The organism is Streptomyces sp. NPDC002643 (assembly GCF_053592555.1).
Genome location: NZ_JBSFVY010000016.1, coordinates 171224 through 187267 on the forward strand (window position 1 = coordinate 171224; position 16044 = coordinate 187267).

General features: G+C 70.3%; 13 protein-coding genes and 2 tRNA genes. 11 read left to right on the forward strand and 4 right to left on the reverse strand.

The features are described 5' to 3' along the window. Positions 1-180: 180 nt before the first annotated feature. Genes ACWD4G_RS24940 through ACWD4G_RS24950 form a run of 3 tightly spaced genes read left to right on the forward strand, consistent with a single transcriptional unit; the run spans position 181 to position 3287 of the window. The gene (locus ACWD4G_RS24940) at positions 181-1821 is read left to right on the forward strand and encodes a TerD family protein (RefSeq protein WP_451296941.1); all 1641 of its coding nucleotides are present in this window, start codon (positions 181-183) and stop codon (positions 1819-1821) included. 8 nt (positions 1822-1829) lie between these two features. Further along, positions 1830-2507, forward strand: coding sequence for an AIM24 family protein (locus tag ACWD4G_RS24945; protein ID WP_451296943.1), 678 nt, complete (start codon positions 1830-1832; stop codon positions 2505-2507). A 27-nt stretch (positions 2508-2534) separates the two neighbouring features. After that, positions 2535-3287 (forward strand): AIM24 family protein, encoded by a 753-nt coding sequence (locus ACWD4G_RS24950; protein ID WP_451296945.1) that lies wholly within the window; start codon positions 2535-2537, stop codon positions 3285-3287. A 180-nt stretch (positions 3288-3467) separates the two neighbouring features. Here the strand turns inward: ACWD4G_RS24950 and ACWD4G_RS24955 are convergent, their stop codons facing one another. Continuing rightward, the gene (locus tag ACWD4G_RS24955; protein WP_451296947.1) at positions 3468-3989 is read right to left on the reverse strand and encodes an NUDIX hydrolase; all 522 of its coding nucleotides are present in this window, start codon (positions 3987-3989) and stop codon (positions 3468-3470) included. After that, on the reverse strand, positions 3986-5398 hold the full coding sequence (locus tag ACWD4G_RS24960) for a zinc-dependent metalloprotease (RefSeq protein ID WP_451296949.1): 1413 nt from the start codon (positions 5396-5398) through the stop codon (positions 3986-3988). The genes ACWD4G_RS24955 and ACWD4G_RS24960 overlap by 4 nt, the downstream gene beginning before the upstream one ends. A gap of 189 nt (positions 5399-5587) precedes the next feature. Here ACWD4G_RS24960 and ACWD4G_RS24965 point away from each other — a divergent pair, with 189 nt between their 5' ends. The 4 genes from ACWD4G_RS24965 to ACWD4G_RS24980 all read left to right on the forward strand — a co-directional run bounded on the left by ACWD4G_RS24965 (position 5588) and on the right by ACWD4G_RS24980 (position 8856). After that, positions 5588-6751, forward strand: coding sequence for an SDR family oxidoreductase (locus ACWD4G_RS24965; protein ID WP_451296951.1), 1164 nt, complete (start codon positions 5588-5590; stop codon positions 6749-6751). A 29-nt stretch (positions 6752-6780) separates the two neighbouring features. Next, a complete protein-coding gene (locus ACWD4G_RS24970) occupies positions 6781-7239 on the forward strand; it encodes a molybdenum cofactor biosynthesis protein MoaE (protein WP_451296953.1) in 459 nt (152 codons plus the stop codon). A gap of 315 nt (positions 7240-7554) precedes the next feature. After that, positions 7555-7686, forward strand: a complete 132-nt coding sequence (locus ACWD4G_RS24975; RefSeq protein ID WP_451296955.1) for a hypothetical protein — start codon at positions 7555-7557, stop codon at positions 7684-7686. Between the two features lie 72 nt (positions 7687-7758). Further along, positions 7759-8856 (forward strand): YlbL family protein, encoded by a 1098-nt coding sequence (locus tag ACWD4G_RS24980; RefSeq protein WP_451296957.1) that lies wholly within the window; start codon positions 7759-7761, stop codon positions 8854-8856. 116 nt (positions 8857-8972) lie between these two features. On the opposite strand, the gene ACWD4G_RS24985 is transcribed toward ACWD4G_RS24980, so the two are convergent. Beyond that, positions 8973-9515 carry a PPA1309 family protein gene (locus ACWD4G_RS24985; RefSeq protein ID WP_451296959.1) on the reverse strand — a complete coding sequence of 181 codons (543 nt, stop codon included), beginning with the start codon at positions 9513-9515 and terminating at the stop codon, positions 8973-8975. Positions 9516-9656: 141 nt separating this feature from the next. Between ACWD4G_RS24985 and ACWD4G_RS24990 the strand changes: the two genes are divergently transcribed. From ACWD4G_RS24990 to ACWD4G_RS25005, 4 genes are all read left to right on the forward strand, one after another. Then, positions 9657-12638 (forward strand): UPF0182 family membrane protein, encoded by a 2982-nt coding sequence (locus ACWD4G_RS24990; RefSeq protein ID WP_451296961.1) that lies wholly within the window; start codon positions 9657-9659, stop codon positions 12636-12638. Between the two features lie 44 nt (positions 12639-12682). Then, a tRNA-Met gene (locus ACWD4G_RS24995) sits at positions 12683-12756 on the forward strand. A 171-nt stretch (positions 12757-12927) separates the two neighbouring features. Further along, positions 12928-15069, forward strand: a complete 2142-nt coding sequence (locus ACWD4G_RS25000) for a sel1 repeat family protein (RefSeq protein ID WP_451296963.1) — start codon at positions 12928-12930, stop codon at positions 15067-15069. 268 nt (positions 15070-15337) lie between these two features. Then, positions 15338-15411: transfer RNA gene (locus ACWD4G_RS25005), tRNA-Met, on the forward strand. A gap of 139 nt (positions 15412-15550) precedes the next feature. Here ACWD4G_RS25005 and ACWD4G_RS25010 read toward each other — a convergent pair. After that, the gene (locus ACWD4G_RS25010) at positions 15551-15967 is read right to left on the reverse strand and encodes a Fur family transcriptional regulator (RefSeq protein ID WP_451296965.1); all 417 of its coding nucleotides are present in this window, start codon (positions 15965-15967) and stop codon (positions 15551-15553) included. Positions 15968-16044 lie beyond the last annotated feature (77 nt).

A 16044-nucleotide genomic window follows, 5' to 3' on the forward strand; every position in this document is an offset into this window, starting at 1 on the left:
TGGTGCGGGACCGGAAACGAAACGCCCCACGCGCGCGTGCGCCCTTTGCGGACGCGTGGCCCGAAGTCGCGCTTTTGTACCGGCTCTGTACCAGCCTCGTACGCCTCAGGAGTTTGCGGTTAGCCTGGCGCGACGCACCGCAGGCGCACTTACTTTCGGGATGGGGGACGGTCGTTACGCATGGCCAGGGAATTCCAACGCGGCCACAAGGCCAAGATCAGTGACCTCACCGCGGGCACGGATCTGTATGTGGGTGTACAGATCGCCGCCCCCGGGCTGACCTTCGACATCAGCTGCTTCGGTCTGGACGCCGATGAACGGCTCTCGGACGACCGCTACTTCGTCTTCTTCAACCAGCCGAAGACCCCCGAGGAGGCCATACAGCTCCTGGGCACCCAGGCGGGCGACACGGAGTCCTTCCGGGTCACGCTCGACAAGATCCCGCCGCAGATCCAGAAGCTGTCGTTCACGGCGACCATCGACGGCGACGGACAGATGTCGCAGATCACTCCTGGCTACATCCGTATCGTCGCGGGTGGCGAGGAGGTCGCTCGGTACCCGTTCGACGGCTCGGAGTTCACCACTGAGCGCGCCGTGATGCTGGGCGACTTCTACCTGAAGGACGTATGGCGGTTCGCGGCCGTCGGACAGGGCTTCGACGGTGGCCTGGACGCGCTGCTGAAGAACTTCGGCGGCGAGGTCGCCGAGGAGGAGCCCGCCGCCGCGCCGCAGCAGCCGCAGCCCGACGCCACTCCCGGCTTCGCTCCGCCCGCGTTCGGCGCCCCGGCGGCGCCCGCCCCGGCGCCCACTCCCGCGCCCGCCCCGGCGCCCGCACAGGGTTTCGCGCCCCCGGCGCCCTCACCCGCCGTACACGCCGCGCCGACCATCGCCGCGCCCCTGAACACCCCGCCCGGCGGCACGGTCCCGCCGCCCGCGGCACCTCCGGGCACCCCACCCCAGGGTGGCCCTTTCACCCCTCCGGGAGCCCCGCCCCAGGGCGGCCCCTTCACGCCTCCGGGCGCACCACCGCAGGGCGGCCCCTTCACGCCCCCCGGCGCCGCACCCCAGGGAGGCCCGTTCACACCACCGGGCGCCCCCGCCGCCTTCCCCGGCCAGGGACAGCCCTTCGGCGGTGCCACACAGCTCGCGCCCGTGCCGCCGGAGGCCGGCCTGCGCGCCGTGCTGACCAAGTACTCCGAGGCACCCGTCGGCGACCGCTGGACCGAGCAGAACCCGCAGATGGTGCGGGCCACGCTCACCAAGGGCGCCAACATCCTCGCCAAGCAGGGCAGCATGGTCGCCTACCAGGGCGACATCGACTTCGCCCACAAGGGCTCAGGTCTGCTCGGCAAGTTGACGGGACAGCTCACCGGACAGGGAATGGCCCTGATGCGCTGCTCCGGCGACGGTGAGGTGTTCCTCGCCGACGAGGGCAGCCGCCTCTTCGTCATTCGTCTGCAGAACGAGCAGCTCTACACCAGCGCGCGCGGAGTCCTGGCCTTCGACGAGGCACTGGACACCGAGATCCGCCGAATCGAGGGCGCCGGCCTGCCCGGCGGCGGCCTGTTCAGCATGCTGTTCTCCGGCACGGGAGCGGTCATCGTCAAGACCCGCGGCACCCCCGTCGTCCTGCCCGTCGGCCCGGCCACCTACGTCGACGGCAACGCCGTCATCGCCTGGTCCGCCGGCGCGCAGGCCGTCACCACGACCTCGCTCAGGCTGCGCCGCTCCGGGTACGCCCGGCAGACCCAGGAGGCCATCAACCTCCAGTTCCGCGGCGCCCCCGGCAACTTCGTCGTCGTCCAGCCCTTCGAGGTGTGAGGCAGAGCATGGACCTCCAGACAGTCAACGCCCACCGCTCCGCTTCCACCGGCGTCCGTATGAGCGTGCACAGCGCCAAGACGCTCAAGGTCACCATGGTCACCGGGCAGGACCTGCTCGCCAAGGCCGGCTCGATGATCGCGTACGACGGCTACGTGCAGTTCGACGCGGCGCCCGCCTCACTGCGCCGCAGCGCCGAGGAGATGGTCTCCGGCGAGGGCGGCAAGCTGATGCTCTGCCGCGGTGACGGCGAGCTCTACCTCGCCGACTACGGCGGCGATGTCCTCATCGTCCACCTCAACAACGAGGCGCTGTCCGTCAACGGCCCCACCCTGCTGGCCTGCGACGCCTCCCTCCAGCTCACCATCGAACCCGTCAAGGGCCTCGCCAAGCTCTCCGGCTCCGGCCTCACCAACCTCGTGATCCGCGGCACCGGATGGGTCGCCCTGGTCAGCAGGGGCGTACCGATCTCCCTCGACTGCGCCGAACGGGAGACGTATGTCGACCCGGACGCGCTGATCGCCTGGACCGACGGCCTCGACATGAAGGCCCGCCGCACCATCAAGGCCGGCGCGCTCATCGGCCGGGGCAGCGGCGAGGCCTTCCAGATCGGTTTCAAGGGACAGGGCTTCGTGGTCGTCCAGCCCAGCGAGGACACCGGCGACCGCTTCAAGATCCGTGGCTGACCGGGGCTGAGAGGAGAACCGAACACCATGCACAGCACACTCTTCGCGCACATCCCGGTGGAGCACACCGAGCGCTACACCCTGCAGAACCCGCAGCTGCTCAAGACCGACGTCACCATCGGCAGCAGCCCCGTCCTCGCCAGACAGGGCGCCATGGTCGCCTTCGAGGGGCAGGTCGACTTCGACAGCCAGTACCGCAACCGCAGCTGGCGCAATGTCGAGCGGATGACCGGTGAGCGCCTCGAACTCATGCGCTGCAAGGGCAACGGGATCGTCTATCTCGCCAACTTCGCCCAGTACCTGCACATCATGGACGTCGGACGCGGTATCACCGTCGACTCCTCCGCCGTGCTCGCCTTCGACGGCTCCCTGAACGTCGGCATCGTCGCCGTGGACAGCGCCGTCGAGGTCGCCTCGGCGGGGGCGTACAACCTGGAGCTGTCCGGGGGCGGCAAGGTCGTCTTGATGACCTCCGGCGAGCCGCTCGCCCTGGAAGTCACCCCCGAGAAGAACATCTGCGTCGACTCGGACGCCGTCATCGCCTGGTCCACCTCGCTGCGTACACAGCTCCAGGCGCCGACCTCGACGTCCGCCGTGTGGCGCCGCCGGGGGTCCACCGGTGAGGGCTGGGAGATGCACTTCTCCGGCAATGGGCACGTCCTGGTGCAGCCGAGCGAATTGCTGCCGCCGCAGCATGTGCGTACGTCCGGCGTGCTCGGCCAGTTCGGCATGGGCGCGGGCGGGCTGAGCGGCAACTCCCTCGGGGGCAGCCGCAACTGATCACCGGGAGGGGATCGGGCCGGACATGGGTAAGGGGCGGTCGCCATTGCGATCGCCCCTTACCGCGTCGTTCCCCCCGGTGGGGGGCTGCCCAGCCCCCGTCAGCTCCATTCCGGCCGACCATCACCACCACCCGAAAGAATCACCACCACCCGAAAGAGCAGTACGCACGAAGCTCGCTCAAAGCCTCGCCCGCGTAGCCTCCAGCAGCCGTACCACCGACTCGTCCGCCACATTCGGGACCTCGGCGTACGGGAACCAGCGGACGTCGAGGGACTCGTCGCTGACGGTGTGCTCGGCGTCCGAGGGGGCCAGAGCGGCGTACTGGACGTCGTAGTGGACGTGGCAGGGCGGTGGGATGGGGTGGCGGTCCAGGCGGACGGGGCCGCCCGGGAGCAGGGTGAGCCCGGTGACGCCGGACTCCTCCGTGGCCTCGCGCAGGGCCGCGTCGGCCAGGGCGGGGTCGCCGGGCTCGCAGTGGCCTCCCATCTGCAGCCACATGCGCAGCTTCCTGTGGAGCGTGAGCAGGACCCGCTCGCGCGCGGGGTCGATGACGAGGGCGCTCGCCGTGATGTGCCCGGCGCCGCAGGCCTTCCATACGCCGTCCGGGTGGGCCGCCAAGTGGTCCAGGTAGGCCTGGCGCAGCTCCGGCTGGTCCTCGTAGCCCTTCAGTACGAGGACCGCGTCGTCGTGCAGGCTCACTCGGTGTCGTCGTCCTTCTTCTTCAGGTCCGGCTTCTCGGTGGAACCGCCCGCGGCCTCGCCGAGCATCTTGTCCAGCTCGGAGAAGTCCAGCTGCTCGCGGTGGACGAAGCCGTCCGGGTCGTCCAGGTCGGAGGCCGTGGGCAGCATGTCCGGGTGGGCCCACAGAGCGTCGCGGCCGTCGACACCGCGCGCGTCCGTCAGGGACGCCCACAGGCGGGACGCGTCACGCAGGCGGCGCGGGCGCAGCTCCAGGCCGATCAGCGTGGCGAACGTCTGCTCGGCCGGGCCTCCGGTGGCGCGGCGGCGGCGCAGGGTCTCGCGCAGCGCGTCGGCGGACGACAGACGCGGCTTGGCGGCGGCGTGCACCACCGCGTCCACCCAGCCCTCGACGAGCGCCAGAGCCGTCTCCAGACGGGCCAGGGCGGCCTTCTGCTCCGGGGTGTCCTCCGGCTGGAACATGCCCTGCTGGAGGGCCTGCTGCAGCTCCTCGGGGTTCTGCGGATCGAACTGGCCGACCACGTCCTCCAGCTTCGCGGTGTCGACCTTGATCCCGCGCGCGTAGCCCTCGACCGCGCCGAAGAGATGCGAGCGCAGCCAGGGCACATGGGCGAAGAGCCGCTGGTGGGCGGCCTCGCGCAGGGCCAGGTAGAGCCGCACCTCGTCCTTGGCGACGCCCAGGTCCTTGCCGAAGGCCTCCACGTTCAGCGGCAGCAGGGCGGCCTTGCCGGCCGGGCCGAGCGGCAGGCCCACGTCCGTCGAGCCGACGACCTCGCCCGCGAGCACGCCCACGGCCTGCCCGATCTGCTGGCCGAACATGGCGCCGCCCATCGACTTCATCATGCCGATCAGCGGGCCCGCCATGGCCTGCATCTCCTCCGGCAGGATGTCGCCCATGGCGCCGCCGACCCGCTCGGCCACCGGGTCGACCAGCTCCTTCCACGCGGGCAGCGTCGCCTCGACCCACTCCGCGCGGGACCACGCCACGGCGGAGCCCGCGCCGGACGGCAGGGACGTCGCGTCGTCCAGCCACAGATCGGCCAGGCGGACGGCCTCCTCGACCGCGGTGCGCTCGGCGGGACCCACGCTGGCGTCCTTCGTGCCGTCGGCGGTGCCCTGGGAGACGGTCTGGCGGGCGATCTGCTTCGCCATGTCCCAGTTCACCGGGCCGCCCTCGTAGGAGAGCATCTGGCCCAGCTGCTGGAAGGCGGCGCCCAGGTCGGTGGGGTTCATGGAACCGAACATCGCGGCGAACGGGTTGTCGGCGCCGGAACCGCCGGCTCCGGGGAAACCGAAGCCGAACGGATTGGCCGGTCCCTGACCACCACCGCTCTGCTGGTCCTTCTTCTTGCCGTCGCCGTCGTCCGGCTCCTCCGGCGGAAGGCCGAATCCGAATGGTGTGTCACTCACGGGAATCCTCGGCTGATAGGGCCGTCGGTTCTTCCGACGGCGCGGCTGCCCGAACACCACCCAGCGTAGACACCAAGGCCGGTTCGGGCCTCGGTGCTCCGCCGACACTGGGCCTGCGGCAGGATGGATGCCACCTGGTACGTACGCGTCACCCGCGTCCGTACTGAAGACAACCGCTGGAGACGCCCGGTGAGTTCCCCAGATCCGCAGGTTCGCGCAGCGCGAAACCACTCAGCCCGCCCGTCGCCCGACCACCACCCCTCAACGACGGCGCTTCGCGCCGGCGCGTCGACTGCCGTACGTGGCCCCGTCGTCGCGGTCACCGGCGCCGCGTCCGGGGTGGGCGCGCTGCTGACCGAGCGGCTCGCCGAGTCCGACGAGGTCCGGCAGGTCATCGCCATCGACGAGCGGCGCGGCGAGTGCTCGGCCGCCCAGTGGCACATCCTGGACGTACGCGATCCGGCCATCGCCGACAAGCTGCGCGGCGCGGACGTCGTGGTGCACCTGGCCGTCGACCTCGACCTCGGCACCGACTCGGCGGCGCGCAGCGCCTACAACGTGCGCGGCACCCAGACCGTGCTCACGGCCGCCGCCGCGGCCGGGGTGCACCGGGTCGTGCTGTGCACCTCCGCGATGGTCTACGGGGCGCTGCCCGACAACGAGCTGCCGCTCTCCGAGGACGCGGAGCTGCGGGCGACCGCCGAGGCGACCGGGGTCGGCGACCTGCTGGAGATCGAGCGGCTCGCGCGCCGGGCGCCGCGCGCCCATCCGGGCCTCAATGTCACCGTCGTACGCCCCGCGATCCTCGTCGGGGGCACGGACACGGCGCTGACCAGGTACTTCGAGTCGCCTCGGCTGTTGGTGGTGGCCGGGTCGCGGCCCGCCTGGCAGTTCTGCCATGTCGAAGACCTTTGTGGCGCTCTGGAGTACGCCGTCCTGGAGAAGGTCGACGGGGAGCTGGCCGTCGGGTGCGAGGGGTGGCTGGAGCAGGAGGAGGTCGAGGAGCTCAGCGGGATTCGGCGGATGGAGCTGCCGTCCGCCGTGGCTCTGGGGGCGGCGGCTCGGTTGCACCGGATCGGGCTGACGCCGTCGCCGGCCGGGGACCTCGCGTACACGATGTACCCGTGGGTGGTGAGCGGGAGCCGGCTGCACGACGCCGGGTGGCGGCCGCAGTGGACCAACGAAGAGGTGCTCGCGGAGCTGCTGGAGGAGGTCTCCGGGCGGCACACCGTGGTCGGCCGGCGGCTCGGTCGTAAGGACGCGACGGCCGCGGGCGCCGCCGGCGCGACGGTCGCGCTGCTGGGTACGGCGGCGCTGGTGCGCAGGGCCCGGAAGGCTCGGCGGCGGATCTGAGAGTGCTCTCGGTGGGGCACGATGGGGGTATGGCTGAGCATCGTGATCATCCTGGGGAACAAGGGGCCGACGAGCCCATCAAGCTGATCGGCATACGGGAGACCGCGCTCTCCGTCGACGAGGTCTTCCGAGCGGTCGGGGACGATGCCTCCGGAGGGACGGCGCTGTTCGTGGGGACCGTGCGGAACCACGACGGGGGCGCCGACGTCGACGAGCTCGGGTACTCGTGCCATCCGAGCGCGGAGGCCGAGATGCGGCGGATCGCGGAGAAGGTCGTCGCGGAGTATCCGGTGCGCGCGCTCGCGGCCGTGCATCGCGTGGGCGACCTGAAGGTCGGGGATCTCGCCGTGGTGGTCGCGGTGTCGTGTCCGCATCGGGGGGAGGCCTTCGAGGCGTGCCGCAAGCTGATCGACGACCTGAAGCACGAAGTGCCCATCTGGAAGCATCAGCGGTTCTCGGACGGTACAGATGAATGGGTCGGCGCGTAGCGGCGTCGTTGAGGGGTGGTGGTCGGGCGACGGGAGGGCGGGTCGGCGCGTAGCGGCGTCGTTGAGGGGTGGTGGTCGGGCGACGGGAGGGAGGGTCGGAGCCTGCTGAGCGTTCGGTATGCAGGTGGCCGTGGGCTCTTGTGAAGAGCCGTGCCGTGACCGGAAGGTGCCCTTGTGCGTTCCGGTTGCGTAACCCGCCCCCCAGCGTGAGCGTTGACGGTGCGGACGGATAATCTGCTGATCAGTCAGTTGCGGTCGCTGGATAGGGGTTGGGAGGTCGGCATGGGGGCGCTCGCCTGGTTGCTGATTCCGCTTGTGGCTGCGATCGGCGCCGGACTGTGGGGCGGCTGGGCCAGCCGGAACCGCAAGACCATAGAGGACGGCACCGAGCTCGCCGGGTACACACGCTTCCGTGAGGCCATGGAGCGGTCCCACAGCGGCGGCTAGAGGCCCTTTCGCCGTCGCCCCGGACGGCGGCCCGGACAGTGCACTGACAGACCTGTCCCGTACTGTCGTTCCATGCCACGCCGCACCGCGACGATGCTCGCCTCCACCCTGATGCTGATCGCGCTCCTGTGCGCGGGAGTGCTCATTCCCGTGCCCTACTCGGAGATGTCACCGGGGCCGACGGTGAACACGCTCGGGGAGCACGACGGCGAGCCGGTGCTGCAGATCTCGGGCCACAAGACCTACGCGACGACCGGGCACCTCAATATGACCACCGTCAGGGTCACCAGCGCCGACTACAAGATGAACCTCGTCGAGGCCGTCTACGGATGGCTCGCCCATGACAACAAGGTCGTGCCGCACGACACCCTCTACCCGGACGGCAAGACCGAGGAGGAGTCGACCCAGGAGAACGCCGAGGAGTTCAGCCAGTCCCAGGAGAGCGCCAAGGTCGCCGCCCTGAAGGAACTGGACATCCCGGTGAAGTCCTGGGTGATTGTCTCCACCGTCCTCAAGGGCTCCCCGGCCGAGGGCAAGCTGCACGCCGGCGATGTCATCAAGTCCGTCGACGGTACGGCGGTCAAGGCGCCCGAGGACGTCGCCGAGCTGGTCACCAAGCACAAGCCCGGCGAGGACGTCGATTTCGTGATCGTGCCCGCCAAGGCGCAGGCCGCCGCCGAGAAGGAGAACAAGACGGTGACCCGGACCGAGAAGGTCACCATCACCACCACCAAGTCCGACGACTCCGGCGAGGACCGGGCCATCGTCGGCATCTCCGCCGGGACCGACCACACCTTCCCGTTCACCATCGACATCAAGCTCGCCGACGTGGGAGGCCCCAGCGCCGGGCTGATGTTCGCCCTGGGGATCTACGACAAGATCACACCCGGCAACCTCACGGGCGGCAAGTTCGTCGCCGGCACCGGCACCATCGACGACTCGGGCGAGGTCGGCCCCATCGGCGGCATCGAGATGAAGACCGTCGGCGCCCGCAGCAAGGGCGCCCAGTACTTCCTGACGCCCAAGGACAACTGCGCCTCGGCCGCCAAGGACACCCCCGACGGCCTCACCCTCGTCAAGGTGAACACCATCGAGGACGCCCTGAAGGCCCTGGAGGACATCCGCTCCGGCGACACCGCCGAACTCCCGAAGTGCACCACCAAGGGCTGAGCGCAGACTTCGCGAACACCCGCACGCGCGCGTGGGGGCGCTCCCGAAGCCGGGGGCGCCCCCCATCGTCGTACACGGGGCCCGTGGTGCGCAGGCCGTCGGTCCCGGACCCTCGGTCAGTCCGCGAACGTCGCCGTCAGGGCGTCGGCCAGGCCGGGGACCAGGTCGGGGCCGGTGAGGACCTCGGTCGGGGTGTCCTTCTCGCGCAGGCGCACCGCCGAGTCGCGGGAGCCGTCGCGCAGGACGGCGACCGTCATACGGACCTCCTGGCGGTCCGGGTGATCGGCGACCCACTGGGCGAGACGGGCCCCGTCGAGATGCTCGGGCACGGACGCCTCGGCGGACGGCGGCAGCATCAGCCGCTCCACGGTCAGCGCGCAGCCGACCACCGCGTCGGGCCAGGCGATCGTGCCGAGGAACTCGTCCAGGGCCTTGCCCGCGGGGATCTCGTCCTGCTCGATCGGGGTGAGACCGGCGGTCTCGGACTCGCTCTCCAGACCGAGCTGCGCCGCGAGGGAGGGCTCCTGGGACTTGAGGCGCGCGGTGTCTACGAGGGCGAAGAGGCGAGCGGGCTGGTCCCAGCCGAGCCCCGACGCGTACTCGTCGATCTCGAGGACGGCCCGGGTGAGTGGGTTCGCTGCCATGGGAGTGTTGGACATGGTCACAATCCTGCCTCGTTCGTTACCGGAACCGGGAACCGAGTAAAGCGTGAGTAAGTTGCATAGGTGAGGCCCTACGATCACGGGGCCCGCTGGAGGGTCCGTAGACGCGGGCCTGACGTATCGACAGCGAACTTCGAGGTGCACACCTTGGCTTTCCAGATGCCGGACCGCGGCGGAGGCCCGACGGGGCCACGGATGAGAGTGGGCCGACCGTCCCGGCGTGTCCGGACCCTGCTCATGACGCTGGGCGTCCTCGCCGTCCTCGGCATGGCGTTCGTCATGTTCGCGGGATTCTGGACGGACTGGCTCTGGTACCGGTCGGTGGACTACTCCTCCGTCTTCACCACCACACTGTGGACGAAGATCGGACTCTTCTCCGTCTTCGGCCTGCTCATGGCGGTCTCGGTCGGCTTCAACATCTGGCTGGCGCATCGACTGCGCCCGCCGCTGAGCGCCATGTCGATGGAGCAGCAGAGCCTCGACCGGTACCGCATGGGCATCGCGCCCTACAAGAAGTGGCTGCTCCTCGGGATCACCGCCGTGGTCGGCCTGATCGCCGGCGCCTCCGCCTCCGGGCAGTGGCGTACGTGGCTGATGTGGGTCAACGGAGTGTCGTTCGGGCAGAAGGACCCCGAGTTCGGTCTGGACGTCTCCTTCTACGCCTTCGACCTGCCCTGGTACCGCTTCCTGCTCGGCTTCGGCTTCGCCGCCGCCGTGCTCTCGGTGATCGCCGCCGCGCTCACGCACTATCTGTACGGCGGCCTCAGGGTCACCTCCCCGGGCGCGCGTGCCACGGCCGCGGCCACCGGGCACCTGTCGGTGCTCATCGGCATCTTCGTCGCCCTCAAGGCGGTCGCCTACTGGCTCGACCGGTACGGCCTCGCGGTGAAGTCCAGCGACTTCAAGGCGACGGGCAACTGGACGGGCCTCAGGTACGTCGACGCCAACGCGTATCTGCCGGCCAAGACGATCCTGTTCTGCATCGCCGTGATCTGCGCCCTGCTGTTCTTCGCCACCATCTGGCGGCGCACCTGGCAGCTGCCCGTCATCGGCTTCGGCCTGATGGTGCTCTCCGCGATCCTCATCGGCGGGCTGTACCCGGCGATCGTGCAGAAGTTCCAGGTCCAGCCGAACGAGCAGGCCAAGGAAGCGCCGTACGTCGAGAAGAACCTGGAGGCGACCCGTCAGGCCTACGGCATCGACGGCACCGACGTCCAGGAGTACTCGGGTGTCAGCGACACCACGGACAAGACCAAGCTCCGCGAGGACGCCGAGACCACGGCCAGCATCCGGCTGCTCGACCCGAACATCGTCTCGCCGACGTTCCAGCAGCTCCAGCAGATGAGGAACTACTACGCGTTCCCCACCAACCTGGACGTCGACCGGTACAGCGGTGAGGACGGCGCGGAGCAGGACACCGTCATCGGTCTGCGCGAGCTGAACCTCGCCGGTATCCCCAAGAACAACTGGATCAACGACCACTTCCGCTACACCCACGGCTACGGCGTGGTCGCCGCCAAGGGCACCGAGGCCACCTCCGGCGGCCGTCCGGTGTTCACGGAGTCCGACCTTCCGTCCAAGGGCGACCTGGGCAAGTACCAGCAGCGGATCTACTACGGCGAGAAGACCACCCAGTACTCGATCGTCGGCGGTCCCCAGAAGGAGATCGACTACTCCGACGACAGCGGTGAGAAGACCACCAGCTACAAGGGCGACGGCGGGATCAACCTCTCCAGCCCGCTGAACCGGGCCGCTTACGCGGTGGCGTTCAACGAGCCGCAGATCCTCTACTCCGGTGCCATCGGCGAGGGTTCGCGGATTCTGTACAACCGCACGCCCAAGGAGCGCGTCGAGGCGGTCGCCCCCTGGCTGACCATCGACGGCGACGCCTACCCGGCCGTCGTCGACGGCAAGATCCAGTGGATCGTCGACGCGTACACCACCACCAACGGCTACCCGTACGCCTCCCGCACCACCCTGGGCGACACCACGGCCGACTCGTTGACCGCGGACAACAGCCAGCGCGCGGTGGTGGCCCAGCAGAACCAGGTCAACTACATCCGCAACTCGGTGAAGGCGACCGTCGACGCGTACACGGGTCAGGTCAAGCTCTACCAGTGGGACACCCAGGACCCGGTCCTGAAGACCTGGATGAAGGCGTTCCCGGACACGGTGGAGCCGAAGACGGCGATCTCGAAGTCGCTGGAGGCCCATCTGCGGTACCCGCAGGACCTGTTCAAGGTCCAGCGCGAGCTGCTGACCCGCTACCACGTGAAGGACGCCGAGACGTTCCTCAGCGGCAGCGAGGTCTGGCAGGTGCCGGACGACCCGACCAACACCTCGGGCAACGCGGTGCCGCCGTACTACCTGAGCATGAAGCTGCCGGGCCAGTCGGCACAGGCGTTCTCGCTGACCACCACGCTCACTCCGAACGGCCGCGACAACCTCAGTGCCTTCGTGTCGGTCAACGCCGAGGCGGGCACCAAGGATTACGGCAAGATCAGAATCCTGAAACTGCCGACCAGCGAGCCGATCGACGGCCCCAAGCAGGTCCAGAGCCAGTTCAACTCCGAACAGGACATCGCCGAGACCATCAGCCTCCTCAAGAGAGGCGACTCCCAGGTCGAGTACGGCAACCTCCTGACGGTCCCGCTCGACGGCGGACTGCTCTATGTGGAGCCCGTCTACGTTCGCGGTGGCGGCCTCAAGTACCCGCTGCTGCGCAAGGTCCTGGTGACCTACGGCGGCAACACGGCCTTCGAGGACACCCTCGACGAGGCGCTCAACAAGGTGTTCGAGACGGAGGGGCCGGTCACCGAGCCACCGCCGGACGAGGAGGAGGGCACCGACGAGCCGCCGGCGACCGGCGACGCGACGGTCCAACAGGCCCTGGAGGACGCCCAGAAGGCCTTCGACGAGGGGCAGCAGGCCCTCAAGGACGGCGACTGGGAGGCGTACGGCCAGGCCCAACAGGACCTGGAGGACGCGCTGAAGAGGGCCGAAGAGGCACAGTCCAACACCGACGACACCGGTGACGGCGCCGGTGGAAGCGAGGAGGACAGCTCTCCGAGTGCCGACGAGAGTTCCCCGAGCGCCGACGAGAGCCCCGCGAGCGGGTGATTCAAAGGCCCATCCCGCGCCGTGATACGGTTGCCGAGCAACGGCGCGGGGTGGAGCAGCTCGGTAGCTCGCTGGGCTCATAACCCAGAGGTCGCAGGTTCAAATCCTGTCCCCGCTACTGAAGTTGAAGGCCCGAATCCTCCAAAGGATTCGGGCCTTCGACGTGTTGCGGGGGCAGCTGAAGAAAACTGTGTTTGACTTGTCGCTCTGTGGGCATGTCGACAAAACGCTGTAGTGACCTCAATGGCTGCGGTATACCAGGTGTACCCAGGTTGCAGGTGGTGCGACGATGGACGTTATGGGGGACAAGGCAACTCTGTTGGAGACGGGGCGGTTTGCGCAGCGTGCCGACTTTGCGCTGCCTGCCGAAATTGTGCTGCCCGCACAGTCCGGGCCGACCGCCGAGTCCGCGCTGTCCACCGAACCGTCGCGGCCGGTCGGTGATTCCGCGCAGCCCACGGTCGCCGACCCGGACGAGACGGGCGAGGCCGGCGACGTCGTGGAGGAGGCCCGTCAGCGGCTCGCCGCCGAGGCCGGTGACCCCGAGGCCATGAGCATCCTCGGGGCCATGCTGCTGCGCCGCGGCGATCTCGACGGCGCCGAGCCGTTTCTGCGCGGCGCCACCGCCGCCGGGGACCGTGCCGCCGCCAACAACCTGGGCGTCCTGCTGCATCAGCGGGGCTATGCCGACGAGGCCGCCAACTGGTGGCGGGTGGCCGCGGTCGCCGGTTCCGCCGCCGCCGCGCACGCGCTCGGCCGGCACCACCGGGAGCGCGGTGACGAACCCGCCGCCGAGTACTGGCTGCGCCAGTCCGCCGAGCAGGGCCACATGCTGGGCGCGTACGCCCTCGCCGACCTCCTGGAGCACCGCAGCGACCCGGCCGCCGAGCGATGGATGCGGGCCGCCGCCGAGCGCGGGCACCGCGAGGCCGCCTACCGGCTCGCACGAGCCCTCGACCACCGTGCCCAGCGGGAGGAGCGCGCCGCCGTGCGCGAGGGGCGCAGAATCGCGCGTGCGGTGCTCGACATCGGAGGTGCGGGCCGGGAGGCCGCGGGCGAGGGGCGGGAGTCCGTACGCGAGAGCCGTGACGCCAGGCGTGAAGGGCGCGACGTCGGGCGTGAGGGTGGGCGTGAGGGGCGTGCCGTCGTACGAGCGGCGAGCGACCGGTCGAGCGGTGCGCCGGCAGGGGAGGCCGGGGCCGACAACGGTGCCGCGGTGTCCGCCGCCGAGGACGCCGAGCGGTGGTACCGCCAGGCCGCCGCTCGGGGGCACCGGCGGGCCGCGCTGCACCTCGGGGCGATCCTGGAGCGGCGTGGGGAGCTGAAGGAGGCCGGGCGCTGGTATCTGACCTCCGCCAAGGACGGCGAGCCGCGCGCCGCGTGCGCCCTCGGGTTCCTGCTGCGGGACGCCGGAGACACCGAGAGCGCGGCCGTGTGGTGGCTGCGGGCCGCCCAGCACGGCGACGGGAACGCGGCGAACGCGCTGGGCGCGCTGCACGCCGAGCGGGGTGAGACACAGACCGCCGAGCGGTGGTACCGGGCCGCGATGGACGCCGGGGACGTCAACGGCGCGTACAACCTCGGGCTGCTCTGCGCCGAGCAGGGGCGGACCGCGCAGGCCGAGCAGTGGTACCGGCGTGCCGCGTACGCCGGGCACCGGGAGGCCGCGAATGCGCTGGCCATCCTGTTGCTGCAGGTCGGCGACGCGTCCGGGGCCGAGCCGTGGTTCTCCAAGGCCGCCGAGGGCGGCAGTGTGGACGCCGCGTTCAACCTCGGCATCCTGCACGCCGGGCGCGGGGACGAGGCGACCGCGCTCGTCTGGTACGAGCGGGCGGCCGCCGCCGGGCACACCGACGCCGCGCTCCAGGTCGCCATCGCGCGGCTGCGGGAGGGGGACGAGCGGGCCGCCGAGCGGCATCTGCGGCAGGCCGCGGGCGGGGGGAGTGCCGAGGCCGCGTATCGGCTGGCCGCCGTGCTCGACGCCCGGCGTCCGCCCGCGCCCGCGCATGAGCTGGGGGAGCCGGTGCGGGAGAAGAACGAGTGCGAGGAGTGGTACGAGCGGGCCGCGTCGCAGGGGCATCGGCGGGCTCAGGTGCGGGTCGGGATGCTCGCGGCGGGGCGGGGGGACGTCGTGGAGGCGGCGCGGTGGTATCGGGTCGCCGCCGAGGCGGGGTCTCGGAACGGGGCGTTCAATCTCGGGTTGCTGCTGGCTCGGGAGGGGAGTGAGCCGGAGGCCGCCATGTGGTGGGCTCGGGCCGCTGATGCGGGGCATGGGCGGGCGGCGTTGCGGTTGGCCCTGGTCTACGCGCGTCGGGGGGAGCTGGTGGAGGGGAAGCGGTGGGCTGACCGGGCTGTGGCGTTGGGGCCGGGTGAGGTTGCGGAGAGGGCGGGGCGGTTGCGGGATGCGTTGCGGGAGGAGCTGTCCGCCTAGCGGTGCCGCTGGGAGTATCTGGCCGTCTGGTAGCCCGGGTGCCCGGTGAGTGCGCTGGGCGGGGGCTTGGTTGTCCGGTGCTCGGGGTGGGGGTGGGCCGGGCCGGGGTTTCGCTTGCCGACGCGTGCAGGGTGCCGCTGCGCCCACCCGTGCCGCCCCAGCGGCACGATTGCCCGCAGCTACGGCAGCTGGGGCAGCGCCCGCGGCTAGGACGGGGGGTATTGATTTGCTCTCGTCTGTTGGGGTGACGTAGTGTTGTGTTCACCGACGCGGGGTGGAGCAGCTCGGTAGCTCGCTGGGCTCATAACCCAGAGGTCGCAGGTTCAAATCCTGTCCCCGCTACTGATGGCCGGAGGGCCGGAGCCAATGAGGTTCCGGCCCTCCGGTTTTTGTGTTGGGGGGGTGCTGGGGTGGGGATGGCTGAAGGCCCCCGGCGGGTGGGTGCCGGGGGCCTTCAGAGGTGCAGCGCGCTTTTCGGGGCTTACGGTGCCGCGCAGCCCGGGCATACGCCCCTGTACGTCACCTCTACGTCCGAGACGGTGAAGCCGAAGCGCTCGGACGGGGGGAGGTCGGCGAGGGGGTTGCCGGTGGGGTGGACGTCGCGGATCGTGCCGCACTGGGCGCAGACCAGGTGGTGGTGCGGGCGGTGCGCGTTCGGGTCGTAGCGCTTGGCGCGCTTGTCCGTCGCGACCTCCAGCACCTCGCCGAGGGAGACCATCTCACCCAGCGTGTTGTAGACCGTCGCCCGGGAGATCTCGGGCAGCTTGGCGACAGCGCGCGCGTGCACCTCGTCGGCCGTCAGATGGACGTGTTCGCCGTCGAGGACCTCGGCCACGACACGGCGCTGCGCGGTCATACGCCATCCGCGTCCGCGCAGTCGCTCCAGAAGGTCACTCATACCGGCCAGACTAACAGCTGGGAGAACAGAATCCGAACAGGTGTGACTTTGGAGAGTGACTTGAATTAGAATCCGTC